The following is a 14,407-nucleotide window of genomic DNA, read 5'->3' as shown; positions in this document are numbered from 1 at the left end:
GGGTGCCGCCAGGCACTTCGGATACTGCTACGCTGCATCAGCAAAACCCGCGTTTCAGAGCGCCTCGACCCACGTCCAGGTAGACCCCGGTTGCCGCTCTCAAAGATCGGCATCGCCCCTGTCAGCAACAACCCCGCCCATTCGCCAACAGCAGACCGTGTCCCATGTTGTTCAGCCGTTTCGAAAACCCGATCGATGTCTTCAAGCCCAGCCCGGACGTGGAGCCGCCCGCCGGCATGCTGCGGTTCTATGCCCACTACCTGAAGCAGGTCTGGCCGTTGATGGCGGCGGTGCTGGTGATCGGCTTCTTCGCGGCGTTGATCGAGGTGGCGCTGTTCAGCTTCCTTGGCCAGTTGATCGACATGGCCCAGACGACCGATGACGCGCGGACCTTCTTCACCGAACACCGCAACACGCTGCTGTGGATGGCGGTGGTGGCGCTGATCATCCGGCCGCTGGTATTCGGCCTGCACAATCTGCTGACCCATCAGGCGATCAATCCTGGGCTGACCAATCTGGTGCGCTGGCAGAACCACCGCTACGTGCTCAAGCAAAGCCTGAATTTCTTCCAGAATGATTTCGCCGGGCGCATCGCCCAGCGCGTGATGCAGACCGGCCCGTCGCTGCGCGATTCGGCCATGCAGGTGATCGACGCGTTGTGGCATGTGGTGGTCTACGCCGGCAGTGCGCTGTACCTGTTCGCCGCCGCTGATCTGCGCCTGATCGTGCCGCTGGTGCTGTGGATCATTGGCTACAGCGCCGCGCTCTGGTACTTCGTGCCGCGCATCCGGGCCCGCTCGGCTGCTGCCTCAGCGGCGCGCTCTAAGGTCATGGGCCGGGTGGTGGACGGCTACAGCAATGTCGCCACGCTAAAGCTGTTCGCGCATTCCAAGGAAGAAGAAGGTTACGCCCGCGAGGCCATGCAGGAGCTGCTTGGCAAGTTCCGCCTGCAGTCGCGCATCATCACCAGCCTGGATTTCCTGATCACCTGCATGAACGGCCTCTTGATCGTCGGTACCGGCGCGCTGGCGCTGTGGCTGTGGAGCGAGGCGCTGATCACCACCGGCGCCATCGCCCTAGCCTTGGGGCTGGTGATCCGCATCAACAATATGTCCGAGTGGATCATGTGGGTGGTCAACGGCATTTTCGAGAACGTCGGCACCGTGCAGGACGGCATGCAGACCATCGTCCAGCCGCGTCACGTGGTCGACCGCGAAGACGCCGAACCGCTGAAGGTAGAGCAGGGCGGCGTGCGCTTCGAGGACGTGCATTTCCACTACGGCAAAAAGGGTGGCGTGATCAGCGGGCTGAGCATCGATATCCGTCCCGGGGAGAAAATCGGCTTGGTCGGGCCGTCTGGCGCCGGCAAGTCGACGCTGGTCAACCTGCTGCTGCGCCTCTATGACCTGGAAAGCGGGCGCATCCTGATCGACGGGCAAAATGTCGCCGAGGTCAGCCAGGAAAGCCTGCGCGCCAACATCGGCATGGTCACGCAGGACACCTCGCTGCTGCACCGGTCGATCCGCGACAACCTGCGCTACGGCAGGCCCGATGCCACCGATGAACAGCTCTGGGAGGCAGCGCGCAAGGCACGTGCCGATGGCTTCATTGCCACATTGGACGACAGCCTGGGCGGCGTAGGCTTCGAGGCCAAGGTTGGTGAACGGGGCGTCAAACTCTCCGGGGGCCAGCGCCAGCGCATCGCCATTGCCCGCGTGCTGCTCAAGGACGCGCCGATTCTGGTGCTGGACGAAGCCACCTCAGCGCTGGATTCGGAAGTCGAAGCGGCGATTCAGGAAAGCCTCGACACCCTGATGGAGGGCAAGACGGTAATCGCCATCGCGCATCGGCTGTCGACCATCGCACGCATGGATCGCCTGGTGGTGATCGACGAGGGTCGGGTGATCGAGACCGGTACCCACGCCGAGCTGATCGAGCGCGGCGGCCTTTATGCGCGCCTGTGGCAGCACCAGACCGGTGGCTTTGTTGGGGTCGATTGATGCGGGGCGTGAGGATGAGCATGCAATGAAAGTGCTGGTACTGACGGGAGCCGAATCCACCGGCAAGAGCTGGCTCGCCGCTCGCTTGCAGCAGCGCTTCAGTGGTGTGGTGGTGGGTGAGTACGTACGCCATTTCATCGACAGCGAGCAGCGTGAGACCTGCCTGGACGATATCCCAGCCATTGCCCGCGGCCAGCTCATGTGGGAAGACGCCGCGCGGGGCAGAGCGCCTGACCTGCTGATCCTCGATACGCACCTGCTGAGCAACATGCTCTGGAGCCAGACGCTGTTCGGCAGTTGCCCGCCATGGCTGGAAGACGAGCTGCTCGCGCGTCGTTACGACCACCATCTGTTGCTGTCACCCGAAGGCGCCGAGTGGCACGCCGACGGCCAGCGCTGCCAACCTGAGATTGCACAACGTTGGGGTTTCCATGACGCCTGCCGTAGCTGGCTCGAGCGCCACCGTCAGCCATTCGTGGAAATCGCTGGAGACTGGGTCAGCCGGGAAGAGCAGGCGATTGCTCAGGTCCAGGCGCTACTGGAACGGTGAAGCGTAAACCGCACACGCGAGTGAAGCGGCTGTCATCTTTCAACTGCTTGAGCAGATGATTCCAAGCCCGGATTGGACAGGTCCGTTTGGTCAACCCGCTTACCGGAGATTGCTATGAATATTTTCCTGACCTCTTCATTCGCCGACGTCGCTGATTTGTTCGTCGCCTTCACCCAAGGTAAGTGCAGGGGCAAGCGGGTTACGTTGATTCCTACGGCAAGCCTTGCTGAGGAAGTGAATGCCTACCTGATCGCGGCCAAGGATGCGCTGGTTGAAGCGGGCCTGGTAATCGATGAGCTCGAAGTGTCGACCGCCAGCCAGGAAGACATCGTCAATAAGCTCGAACGTAACGAATTCATCTATGTTGCGGGCGGGAACACCTTCTTTCTGCTGCAAGAGTTGAAGCGGACCGGCGCGGACAAGCTGATCGCCGAGCAGGTCAGGGCAGGCAAGTGCTACATCGGCGAGTCCGCCGGTTCCGCCGTGCTGGCGCCCAGCATCGAGTACCTGCAGAGGCTGGATGACCCCAGCGCCGCGCCAGATCTCGAATCGTTTGCGTCGCTCGCATTGATCGATTTCTACCCGCTGCCGCATTACGGCAACGCGCCATTCAAAGAAGCAGTCGAGCAGGTATTGATCGAGTACCGCGATACCCTGGACCTTCGCCCGTTCAGCAATCACCAGGCGATTGCCATCGTGGGCAATGAGGTCGATATCCAGACGGGCGCGAAGCGCCTCTGAGTAACGGGGCTGCGCGATGATCCCTGTTGGCCGGGTTCGAACGGGCAGCGGTGCGGGGCGATTTATGAGTGGTGGGGCATGGTGCACTAGCTATTCGACACCGCAGCGATCTGATGGCTATGTAGCTGCCGTAAGTGGACATGTGGCGTTCCAAGCATGCCCTAGGTTTGGCTGATACCTACTCACCGAACGAGCCGCTGAGCCCTGCGTTACCCGCCCAGTCCTGTGCTAACAGACCTTTCTCCACGTACCGGTTGAAACTCGAATAGGGCCAGTCCGCGACCCGTTCTACCAGCCCATGCTTGACCGGGTTGTAGTGGATGTAATCAACGTGTCGCTGCAAATCCGTTTCGTTCCGAATTTGATGTTCCCAGTAGCGTCGCTGCCAGATGCCTTTCTCTCGCTTACGGATTTGGCTCGCGTTGCGAGGTACGGCCGGAAGTTGTCGAGAGAAGGTGCTCTTGAGCAGGCTCCAGCGGGCGGCAAAGTCGGCGTCGTCGTTCGGGAGTGTCCAGATAGCGTGTAGGTGATCGGGCAGGATGCAGATGGCGAGGGTTTGGAAAGGACGGGCGTGGTGGGTCAGGCCATAGGCCTGTCGGAGCAGTGCTATCTGTTCAATCAGCAAGCGAGATTGGCGGTCGGCCAGGGTCACGGTGAAAAACCATGTGCCGCCAGGTACCAGACTGCGACGGTAGTTGGACATGGAGGCCTCCTTGCCTTCACGAGATGTATGTCGACGCCGTTGCGCCTCTGTCGATTGAGTAAAGATACATGCCGGGCAATGGTGGGCTGAAGCCCACCCTACGGCCGTGGGTCTACGGCATCGGCTTGCGTAACGGGGTGGATGAACTTGTAGGGTGGGCTTTAGCCCACCAATTGGTAGCTGGGCGCGCCCTGACGACCAACCCTACAGCGCAGCATGGTCACCGGGCAACGGTGGGCTGAAGCCCACCCTACGGGCGTGGGTTTCCGGCATCGGCTTGCGTAACGGGGTGGATGAACTTGTAGGGTGGGCTTTAGCCCACCGATTGGTAGCTGGGCGCGCCCTGAGGGCCAACCCTACGGCGCTTAAGCAGTTTTGTCGCCACGTTCTCACCCTGTCGATCCCGCAGCATGGCGTGCTGGAGCCTGTACAGGCGCGCTGCTAGAGTGCCGCCGCTTGCCAACCACCGGCTGACAGGACGTTTGCCCAGCCGCCGCACAGGATGTTTCCATGAAAAAACTCGTACTTGCCGTTGCCGTACCGCTGGCTCTCGTCGGTGCCGCTACCCTTTACACCAGCACCCAGGCTGAATCGACTGCCCGCGATGCCGTCGAGCAGGCCAATATCCAGCTCCGCGAGATGAGCGTTGGGGCCGGTGCTGAGGTAGCCGTCAAAATGCTCAGTTTCGAAAGCGGCCTGCTGTCCAGTAACGCCCGCTATCAGGTCGACATCGAGGCCCAGGACAGTGACGGCGAGCCCCGGCAGTTCACTGTGCTGCTGCAAGACCGCATCGAGCACGGCCCCTTTCCGATGTCGCGCCTGACCCGCGGACAGCTGATGCCGGTTGCCGCCCAGAGCCATTTCCGCCTCGAGCGGTCAGCGCAGACTGAAGCGCTGTTCGAGGCCGCCGCCGGTGAAAATCCGCTGGTCGGCGGTGTCGCCTTCGGCTATGACGGCAGTCAACAAGGCGCGCTGCGCTCGGCCCCCCTCAATCTTGAGAACGAAGACGGCACGGTTCGCGTTGCGGCCGGCACCGTGAACTTCGAAGTGGCCGACGAAACCACGACCGTGCGCCTGGAAGGTCAGCTGCCGGACATCGACATGAACCTGCAACGCCGTGACGATGGCAAGCCGGTGCGGGTGAAGCTAAGCGGTATCGGCATGACCGTCGACAAGCACGACTACGTCAAGGGGTTCGGCCAAGGCCCCTCGGCCATCACGCTTGAACGCATGGAAATCCAGACCGACGACAATCCCGCCGTGGTCATCAAGAACGCCTCCATTGAAGAAGCGTCGAGTCGAAGCAGTGACGGCTTCGACCAGTCGATCGCTTACCGCGTCGGCGAGGTGGGGGCCAACGGTCAGTCCATCCGCAACCTGACGCTCGCCCTCAGCCTGCGCAACCTGGATGAAGGCAGCCTCAAGGCGCTGGTGGAAAGTTACAAGCAGATCCTCGACAGCGCGGCCACCCCGCAGGAGGCACTCGACAACATCACCGACGTTCAGCAGCAGGAGCTGCAGGCGCTTGCCCTGCGATTGCTGGAGCACAAGCCCACCGTGGCGCTCGACGAGTTCGGCTTCGAGACCGCTAACGGTGCGGCCCGCCTGTCCGTGGTGGCCGACCTGCAGGGCCCGAGCGCGGAAGCCTTTACCCCCGATGCGATGATCATCAGCATGCTGGCGTCGCTCAAAGCCGAAGCCGGTATCGATAAAGGCCTGGTTCGTGACGTTGCCAGTCTGATCGCTCAGCGCGAGCCGCAGTACAGCGCCGACCCGGCTGCGCTGCAGCAGCAGGCAGACCTGACGACCGAGTTGTTCAGCGGTATGGCACTCGGTGCGGGCTGGTTCCAGCTGCAAGGCGATCGCCTGGTCAGCTCACTGCATTACGCCGACAACAAGGTGACCTTGAACGGCCAAGATATGACCGTTCAGGAATTCATCGGCTTTGCCTTCGGCTCGGTACTGGGCGCCGGCCTGCTCGGCCAGTAAGTACGGGGCCAGCATGAAAAAGGCGACTTCAGGGTCGCCTTTTCTTCGCGCGTGGATTGCGCACTACGATATGAATGGTCGCTGGCGCCGAGGCGCTAGTCAGTTGCGCGTCGTGATGCGTGCGCAGCCAGCGGCAGTTTCACCGTAAAGGTGGTGCCTAGCTCGGCGGTTGATTCGACGACAATAGTTCCCTTGTGTGCCGCTACGATCTCGCTGGCGATGTACAGCCCCAGGCCCAGCCCCGAGTGCGGGCCGTGTTCTCCTGCAGCGTACTGAGAATGACGGCTCATAGGATTGAAGATGTCTGCGATTGCATCCTTGGCAATGGGTTCTCCCTGGTTATGCACCGTGAACACCGCATGCGCCTGCTCGGCATGCATACCTACCCTGATGGCTCCAGTCTTGCTGCCATGCTGCACCGCGTTGCTGATCATGTTGGAGAACACCTGTTCCATGCGCGAGGCGTCGAACAGGCCAGTCAGGTTTCCACTGGTGTCATAGGTAATCTGGCGTTCGGGGTTGTAGGCCCGCACTTCCTCCACCATGCCTTCGCACACCTCCGCCAGGTTGGCGTCAACCCGATGCAACGGGATGCCCGAGCCGCTCTGGGAGCGGGTGAAATCAAGCAAGTCGGTGACGATCTTGTTGGCTCGCTTGGCACTGGTATAGATCCGCGAGGCGAGCATGGTCGGTTTGGCCGTCAGGTTGTCGTCCAGAAGCAGCACTTCAGCACCGAGTTGGATGGCGCCTAAAGGGGTGCGTAGATCGTGTCCAAGAATGCCGAGAAAGACGTTGCGCGTGCTGGTCACCGTCCGTGAGTAGCTGGTAACGGATTCGGCGAGCGCCTGGTCGATGGCCTCGTTGAAGCGCGTCATATCCTCGACCTCGAAGTCCGTGCCACTCTTGATTTCCTGCAACCACTTTCGAAGGACACTTGAGCGCAGGGCACGGTACTCGGAAACCATCTCGTTAATGCTGAAGCCTGCATCGTGGCGCAGGACGGCGTGGGCTTCCGCCGCCGTTTCGCCGTCGCCCTTGCTTGCCTTGCCTATGGACTTGTCGATCTGCTCGGTCGTCGACTGACGGGTGCGAAGGTCCTCGGCGATGGTACGGAGCATCTGCTCGGCATGGTCGCGCAGGGCGTCAACGTCCATTTTGGGAGAGGCCCCAGGGATGGTTCTGGCGAAGTCTTCCCACGACTGGAGAATGGGCTCGAGGTTATCGAGGATGAAGTCGGCAAGACGCATGGGGCTGCTCCGCAACAAGGTGGACGCCGCACAACGTAAATCGATAACCGAGAGGCTTCTTGGCATCCCCACGCTGTTGCGGCTGTGGCAAGGGCGATCAGGTGGCCCTGTAAAACGTCCCAAAGCGCCCCCATCAGCCCTGGCATGGTGCTCGTAGACCGCTTGGCTGGGGGTAACCGTGCCGCCATGAGCAAAACGGGGAAACAAAAAGGGGACAGATTGAAATCTCTGTCCCCTTTGTCTGCTGCGAGTTCAATCAGTCCACCCGCTCAATCCGTCCCTCAATGCTTCCGCTGAATGGCTGCGGGAGCGACTCGATGTAGTCGACCAGCGCATCCAGATCCACCGGGCCGACGATGCGATTCTTGCCTTCGGTGAGCACGGTGAAGTTGTCGCCGCCGCCGGCGAGGAAGGAGTTGACCGTTACGCGGTAAGTCGCCGCCGGATTGATCAGCGCACCGGTAGCATCGCGCATCTCGATCAGGCGGTTACCCACGGGGCGCCCGGCGGACCAGCTGTACTGAATGCCGGAAGGCTTGAGCAGGCGCGCGTAGCTCTGGCCGAGCCACTGTTGTTCGAGCAGGGTTTTGATCTGCGCGCCGGTCAGGTCCATGGAAACCAGATCGTTGGCGAAGGGCTGGATGGCGAACAGCTCGCCCCAGGTCACTTCACCGCTGTCCAGATCCGCACGAATGCCGCCCGGGTTCATAAAGCTGATTTGCGCGTCGGTAGCCACCCGCTGTGCATCGGCGATCAGGTTGCCCAGTGCCGATTCACCGGCTGGTGTTTCGGTGCGGGTGATGTCGCCCTGGGCCACGCCCACCGCGCGCGCGACCAGGGGTTCGACCCGAGCGTCGGCCTGCGCCACCAGCGCGGCGACCTCCGGGTCCGGCGTCAGGCCGGCGCCCTGGTCGGCCCAGGTGGTCATCACCGCGGCGGACTTCTCGACGATGTCGCGGCTGCGGCGGCTGACCTGGAGCTGGATATCGGCATAGGCGGTGCCGGCCGAGAAGGCTTGAGTCACCAGGATCGGTTTGCCATTGGCATTAGGCACCAACGCATTGGTAAAGCCGTGGGCATGGCCGGAAATCACCACATCCACTTCGTCATCCAGACGCTCGATGATGTCGACTACCGGGCCAGTGACGGTGTCGGCTTCTGGGTTGGTCGGGCCGTCATAGCTGGTCTGCCGGCCACCCTGATGCAGCGCGACGACAATGGCGCGTACACCGTGTCGTCGCAGCTCGGCCACGGATTGGTTGATGGCGTCCGCTTCGTCGACGAAACGCAGCCCGGCGACGCCGGAAGGCGAGACGATGGTTGGCGTCTCCTTGAGCACGGCGCCGATCACGCCGATGCGCACGCCGCCGGCGTAGTAGATGGAGTAGGGCGGCAGCAGAGGCTCGCCGGTGGCCCGATCGATGACGTTGCTCGACACCGTGGGGTAGCGCGCGCCCTTCCACTCGTCTTCGAGGAAAGGCCCTTTGGCGTGGTTGCCGCCGGTGAGCTGGCGCAGCAGCTCCGTCTTGCCGTTATCGAACTCGTGGTTGCCGAGGGTGCCGATCAGGTTGCAGCGTTGCTGGGCGAAGGGCTGCGCATTGCGCGGCATGTCCAGCTGGCGGTTGAATGGCCGGCAGTGCGGGTTGGCCAGCAGGTTGAAGAAGCTGATCGAGGGTTCGTCGCGCAACAGCGCGGAGTTGGGTGGCGAGGCGCCGACCTGGTCACCGTCATGCACGATCAGCGTGTATTCGCCGCTGGCCGATTTCAGGTAGGAAGCGAGCACCGCCGCGCCACCGGCAGGCCGGCCGGCGACAGCGCGCGGCGACAGTTGGCCGTGAAAGTCGTTGATGCTGAGCAGGTTGACCGACACCACCGGCTCGACCCGCCAGTCGGGCGCGCGCCAGCTGCGACGCTCACTGGCGCGCTGTCTGGCGCTCAGGCCTTCCAACGGCTGCTCGCGATAATCCTGTTCGATGGAGCCGTGTTCGGGCAGTGCCTGAGCCTGAGCCAGCGCCGGGCCGGCAAGGCCGATCAGGCTTGCCGCTAACAGCCAATCCAGTGCGCGCGTATGCATTGTTGTGTCCTCGGTGCGGTGGAGTCCGACCGAAACTAGAAAGCGCGCGTGGCAGGTTGATGACTGCTTTTTGGCGTTTTGGCGAGAGGCGACGTGCGGTCTGTTCAGTGCCGGCAGGCTCAGATAGACCGCGCCCGGCGAGCATGCCTGCTCTGGATGTCGCGAGGTTACGCACGTATGCGTGACCGCGCCGTATCGATACGCTTTTGCTATCGTGGCGGCCAGTTCGCCGAGGCTGGCTGTTGTTCGGCAGGCCCAGAACCCACACAGCTCAATGGCCGGACGTTCGGCCTCGCAACCGTTTAGGTGTCGCCTTTGCTACACAACGCTGCCCGCCGACCGGCTCGTCTCATTCCGCTCGCCTTTCTCATCGCGACTTTGCTGGGCACGGCGCTGCTGTCGCTTCCGGCGGCCACGGCCGGGCCTGGTCAGGCACCGCTGCTGACGGCACTGTTCACCGCCGTGTCGGCAGTCTGCGTGACGGGGCTCATCGTGCAGGACACGGCCGTGTATTGGTCGTTTTTCGGGCAATGCGTGATCCTGCTGCTGTTCCAGATCGGCGGCCTGGGCATCATGAGTGGCGCGACGCTGCTCGGCCTGATGGTCAAGCGACGGCTGCAGTTGAGCAGCCGTCTGGTCGCGCAGCAGGAGACACGCTCGCTCGGGCTCGGGGACGTCACGGGCGTGTTGCGGCTGATCCTGCTGGTTACCTTGAGCGTCGAACTGGTCGTGACGGCGATCCTCACCCTGCATTTTCGCCTGAGCTATGACCTGACCTGGTCCAAGGCACTCTGGGACGGGCTTTTCCATGCGGTATCGGCGTTCAACAACGCCGGTTTTTCGACCTATTCCGACAGCCTGATGAGCTTCGCCACGGACCCGGTGGTACTGGTGCCGGTCATGCTGGCGGTGATCATCGGCGGTCTGGGCTTTCCCGTGCTCTACGAGTTCCGCCGCGACCAGCGCGGTAAGCCCTGGACCATCCATACGCGCATCACGCTGTGGGGCTCGGCGGTGCTGCTGTTCGGCGGCATGGTGGCGATCCTGTTCTATGAATGGAGCAACCCAGGCACGCTGGGCGGCATGTCGCTGGGTGACAAGCTATTGTCGGGGCTGTTCACATCGGCAGTGGCGCGCACGGCGGGATTCAACAGCCTGGACGTCAGCCAGTTCGAGGCGCAGACGCTGGCCGTGCACTATTTCCTGATGTTCGTCGGCGGCGGCAGCGCGGGCACCGCGGGCGGAATCAAGGTGACGACCTTCTTCCTGCTGTTCTTTTTCATTTGGGCCGAGATTCGCGGCAACGCCGACACCGTGGCGTTCCGCCGGCGCATCTCCTATGCGACGCAGCGCCAGGCGCTGACCGTGCTGTTCCTCGGTTCGCTCACCGTGGCTATCGGCACCATGATCCTGCTCAGCGTGACGCGGCTGGAGCTGGGCGTCGTGCTGTTCGAAGTCATTTCCGCGTTCGCCACGGTCGGTCTGTCGACCGGTATCACGGCGGACCTGCCAGCGTCCGGTCAGCTGGTGATCATCGCGCTGATGTTCATCGGCCGGGTCGGCACCATCACCCTGGCCACGGCCCTTGCGCTGCGCAGCGTGACCAAACACTACCGCTACCCGGAGGAGCGCCCCATTGTTGGATAATCTGTTCGGAAAGACATTCGAGAACGACAGCGTCGCCGTCATCGGCCTGGGGCGATTCGGTTCGGCCGTCGCCGACTCGCTTACGTCCATGGGCCACGAAGTGCTGGGCATCGACAGCAACAGTGCGAACGTCCAGCAGTGGGTGGATCGTCTGACCCATGTGGCGCAGGCCGACTCGACCGACGTCCGCGCGTTGCGTCAGCTGGGCGTCGATCAGTTTCGTCATGTGGTGGTGAGCATCGGTACCGATCTCGAGGCCAGCGTATTGACCGTGCTCGCGCTGCAGGAGCTGGGCGTGCCGGACATCTGGGCCAAGGCGCTGAGCAAGCGTCACGGGCTGATCCTCGAACGCACCGGTGCCCATCACGTCGTCTATCCGGAAACCTCCATGGGCGAGCGCGTGGCGCACCTAGTCACCGGCAAGATGTTGGAGTTCATCGAATTCGATGACGGTTTCGCCATCGCCTCCACCCACGCGCCACGCAACATCCATGACAAGACGCTGGCGGACGCCGGTGTACACAAGCGCTACGGCGTCACCATCGTCGGGGTGAAACGGGCCCATGAAGACTTCATCTACGCCAAGCCTGAAACCCTGGTACACCCAGGTGACATTCTTATCGTGGCGGGCGAAACCAAGCGGGTGGAAAAATTTGCGGCGGCAAAGGGCTAGCCGCGTGGCCGCTGCGGCTAGCTGACCGCTCGGAGCTGAACATGAACGGCTGATGCCCTATCCCGGTCGCACATAAGAGCAATCGGGAGACACACGCATGACTACTCTGAGCAATGTTTTATGGGGCGCTCTGGCGCTCGGCCTGGTAACCGGGATGCGCAGCACGCTGGCGCCCACCATGACCAGTCGGGCACTGGCTGCGCAGGACGATATCGACGAGGCAGACGAGCCGGCGCGCACCCTGGCCTCGCACCGCGCACAGCAATTTCTGCTGCCCATGGCGACCGGCGAACTGCTGGGCGACAAGATGCCCTTTGCACCGGACAGGACTATCCTGCCGTCGATGATGATTCGCGCCCTGTCGGGAGGGGTGAGTGCTGCGGCGCTGGCCAGCGCACGGCGACAGTCGATATGGCTTCCGGCGTTGATTGGCGCAACGGCCGCGCTTGTCTCGTCGAAGGTCGGGCTCGCCTTGCGCAAACCCTATCAGGCCAATCCTTATGTCAACGCCGCGCTGGGGCTGACGGAAGATTGTGTGGCGCTGGCAATCGGTAGCGCCGGGCTGCGGCGCGCACTGCGTGAGCCCTGAGGCCGCCAGCGCACGCTGATGGCCTTGATAACACACGGGCCGCATTCGCGGCCCGTGATCGTTCAGCAGTCGGCTCTTGGTTCCTACCGCTTGATCACGCACACCCGGTCTGTGCAGGTGCCGGCGTGAGTGGCGTCCAGGCTTTCCGTTGCGTCGCGGGTGCCGACGGTCTCGCCAGCCAGGCCGCCACCGGTCGGTGAGGCAGTGCCGGTGTTTTCCGGGTAGTCCGTACCGGCCCGTTTGGCCGCAGTGCCCACGTCGTAGCGCCCGGTATCGCCGGAGCCGGTGTGAGTGTCGCCGGTACTCGCTGTACCCGTTGTGCCGGTGACCGGGGCAGCCGTATCGCGGGTACCGGTTGAATGGTCCGCAGCCCCGGCTGCATGGCTGGTGGACCCCGCGAAATGCTTGTCCAGGTGACTGTCACCGCCGGTGGCGCCGGCATAGGGGCTGGTTGCACCGGCATAGCCAGGGGTCGAACTTGCACCGGCGCCGTTGTCGTCGATATTGAGCGCGCCGTTGTACTCCAGTGCGTCACGTGCACGGAGCAGTTGGTCTTCGTCGTACACGTCGACTGCGATCACCAGCGAGCCTCGGCGCACGGCCTCCGGATATGCCGTGGCGTGGCGACGGTGCTCTTCATGCGGCTCATGGCCGAACAATGACTTGAAGAAGTGAGCGACTTTGGACTCGTGATGTTCGCGGTCGACGGTCTCGCCAGTGGCGGAATAGGGCTCGTCGTAGGCATGGATTTCCGCGCGGTCGGCGCCTACGGAATGGATCTGTTCTCTGGCGATGCCCCGCGACATCAGGTCACCCTGGGTGCGGTTGGCATCGGTCAGCGTCGCGAACGCTGCTACTAGTGTGTGTTTCATGGTTCACCTCGCGTTGTGTTGAACAACTGGGTAGTCGAGCGCTGCGCTGTCAGTACCGCATGACACGTTGGGTGCGGGTAACCACGGCAGCCTGCTGCTTGATCGGCTGCAACAAGAGCAACGCTCATTGATATTGGGTCGGGACGTACCGCTATAGTTCAGATCAGCGGTCGGAAACTCGGCCAACCTGGCTTGCGCAGGCGCAGGCGCAGGCGCAGGCGCAGGCGCAGGCGCAGGCGCAGGCGATGGCGGCTCAAGGCGAGATGGGCATTGCTTGAGAATGAATGCGCTTGATGATGGCCGTCAGCGCTGCCCACAACGGCGAACGCAGGGGCGGCAGCTGCAGTGTTGCGTCGGCCGGAAGGCGGCTGCGGGTTGGGGCTTCGCTGGTGTGTTCGAAGGCCGGTCAGTTTGCCTGACCGGCCGCGTGGCTTAGTCCAGGTCCGACGCGTCGTGGCGTTCCGGCGCCTGTTCGGACTCATCGCCCCAGGTGCGATTGACCTTGCGTCCGCGTATCACCCCCGGCCGCTCGGCCACTTCAGCGGCCCAGCGCTGTACGTGTTTGTAGTGCTGCACCGAGAGGAATTCACCGGCCTCGTACAGCTCACCGCGGGCCAGCACGCCGTACCAGGGCCAGATCGCCATGTCGGCGATGGTGTAGTCGTCGCCAGCGATGTAACGGTTGTCGGCCAGCTGGCGGTCGAGCACGTCGAGTTGGCGCTTGACCTCCATTGCGTAGCGGTTGATCGGGTACTCGTACTTCTCCGGCGCATAGGCATAGAAATGCCCGAAGCCGCCGCCGAGGAAGGGCGCCGAGCCCATCTGCCAGAACAACCAGTTCAGGGTTTCGGTCCGTGCGCGGGTTTCGGTCGGCAGGAAGGCGCCGAATTTCTCGGCGAGATAGACCAGGATCGAGCCGGACTCGAACACCCGCAGCGGTTTGCCTTCGACGCTGTGGTCGGCGAGTGCAGGAATCTTTGAGTTCGGATTGATCTCGACAAAGCCGCTGCCGAACTGGTCGCCATCGCCGATCTTGATCAGCCAGGCGTCGTATTCGGCACCGCTGTGGCCGAGCGCCAGCAGCTCTTCGAGCATGATCGAGACCTTTACCCCGTTGGGTGTGGCCAGCGAATACAGCTGCAGCGGATGCTTGCCCACCGGCAGCGCCTTCTCTTCCCGCGCTCCGGCGGTAGGCGCGTTGATGCTGGCAAACTTGCCGCCCGAGGGCGCGTCGTGGGTCCAGACTTTTGGCGGTACGTAAGGCGTGTCAGGCATGGGCAATCTCCTCGAGTGGGTTGAACCGGGGATGTGCACAGCATCCT

The 14,407-nt window shown here is 62.9% G+C and carries 12 protein-coding genes; 7 read left to right on the top strand and 5 right to left on the bottom strand.

The window, feature by feature from the left end; translation table 11 throughout:
• Positions 1–164: 164 nt before the first annotated feature.
• The 3 genes from ACQKEK_RS18460 (at position 165) to ACQKEK_RS18450 (ending at position 3,291) form a co-directional block, all read left to right on the top strand.
• Positions 165–2,000, top strand: coding sequence for an ABC transporter ATP-binding protein (locus tag ACQKEK_RS18460; RefSeq protein ID WP_499144015.1), 1,836 nt, complete (start codon positions 165–167; stop codon positions 1,998–2,000).
• A 25-nt stretch (positions 2,001–2,025) separates the two neighbouring features.
• Positions 2,026–2,550 carry an AAA family ATPase gene (locus ACQKEK_RS18455; RefSeq protein ID WP_499144016.1) on the top strand — a complete coding sequence of 175 codons (525 nt, stop codon included), beginning with the start codon at positions 2,026–2,028 and terminating at the stop codon, positions 2,548–2,550.
• A 114-nt stretch (positions 2,551–2,664) separates the two neighbouring features.
• Entirely contained in the window at positions 2,665–3,291 is a 627-nt protein-coding gene (locus tag ACQKEK_RS18450) for a Type 1 glutamine amidotransferase-like domain-containing protein (protein WP_499144017.1), read from the top strand.
• A 178-nt stretch (positions 3,292–3,469) separates the two neighbouring features.
• Here ACQKEK_RS18450 and ACQKEK_RS18445 read toward each other — a convergent pair whose 3' ends face one another.
• On the bottom strand, positions 3,470–3,994 hold the full coding sequence (locus ACQKEK_RS18445; protein ID WP_499144018.1) for an REP-associated tyrosine transposase: 525 nt from the start codon (positions 3,992–3,994) through the stop codon (positions 3,470–3,472).
• A gap of 510 nt (positions 3,995–4,504) precedes the next feature.
• Here ACQKEK_RS18445 and ACQKEK_RS18440 point away from each other — a divergent pair.
• Complete coding sequence (locus ACQKEK_RS18440; protein WP_499144019.1) at positions 4,505–5,983, top strand: YdgA family protein; 1,479 nt, start codon at positions 4,505–4,507, stop codon at positions 5,981–5,983.
• Between the two features lie 95 nt (positions 5,984–6,078).
• On the opposite strand, the gene ACQKEK_RS18435 is transcribed toward ACQKEK_RS18440, so the two are convergent.
• Together ACQKEK_RS18435 and ACQKEK_RS18430 are read right to left on the bottom strand one after the other, a co-directional pair.
• Complete coding sequence (locus tag ACQKEK_RS18435) at positions 6,079–7,230, bottom strand: ATP-binding protein (RefSeq protein ID WP_499144020.1); 1,152 nt, start codon at positions 7,228–7,230, stop codon at positions 6,079–6,081.
• Between the two features lie 256 nt (positions 7,231–7,486).
• Positions 7,487–9,304, bottom strand: coding sequence for a bifunctional metallophosphatase/5'-nucleotidase (locus ACQKEK_RS18430; RefSeq protein WP_499144021.1), 1,818 nt, complete (start codon positions 9,302–9,304; stop codon positions 7,487–7,489).
• Between the two features lie 378 nt (positions 9,305–9,682).
• On the opposite strand from ACQKEK_RS18430, the gene ACQKEK_RS18425 reads away from it, so the two are divergent.
• The 3 genes from ACQKEK_RS18425 to ACQKEK_RS18415 all read left to right on the top strand — a co-directional run bounded on the left by ACQKEK_RS18425 (position 9,683) and on the right by ACQKEK_RS18415 (position 12,213).
• Positions 9,683–10,951 carry a TrkH family potassium uptake protein gene (locus ACQKEK_RS18425; RefSeq protein ID WP_499144022.1) on the top strand — a complete coding sequence of 423 codons (1,269 nt, stop codon included), beginning with the start codon at positions 9,683–9,685 and terminating at the stop codon, positions 10,949–10,951.
• Entirely contained in the window at positions 10,941–11,624 is a 684-nt protein-coding gene (locus tag ACQKEK_RS18420) for a potassium channel family protein (protein ID WP_499144023.1), read from the top strand. Before ACQKEK_RS18425 ends, ACQKEK_RS18420 begins: the two co-directional genes overlap by 11 nt.
• A gap of 97 nt (positions 11,625–11,721) precedes the next feature.
• Entirely contained in the window at positions 11,722–12,213 is a 492-nt protein-coding gene (locus tag ACQKEK_RS18415; RefSeq protein WP_499144024.1) for a DUF4126 domain-containing protein, read from the top strand.
• Positions 12,214–12,296: 83 nt separating this feature from the next.
• On the opposite strand, the gene ACQKEK_RS18410 is transcribed toward ACQKEK_RS18415, so the two are convergent.
• Both ACQKEK_RS18410 and yghU read right to left on the bottom strand, forming a co-directional pair.
• Positions 12,297–13,085, bottom strand: coding sequence for a hypothetical protein (locus tag ACQKEK_RS18410; RefSeq protein WP_499144025.1), 789 nt, complete (start codon positions 13,083–13,085; stop codon positions 12,297–12,299).
• A 432-nt stretch (positions 13,086–13,517) separates the two neighbouring features.
• Complete coding sequence (gene yghU, locus ACQKEK_RS18405) at positions 13,518–14,360, bottom strand: glutathione-dependent disulfide-bond oxidoreductase (protein ID WP_499144026.1); 843 nt, start codon at positions 14,358–14,360, stop codon at positions 13,518–13,520.
• Positions 14,361–14,407: the final 47 nt, after the last annotated feature.

The sequence above is a fragment of the Pseudomonas sp. NPDC077408 genome, from assembly GCF_050269105.1.
In the GTDB taxonomy this organism is placed as follows: Bacteria; Pseudomonadota; Gammaproteobacteria; order Pseudomonadales; family Pseudomonadaceae; genus Stutzerimonas.
This window is presented reverse-complemented; position numbering and strand designations above follow the sequence as displayed.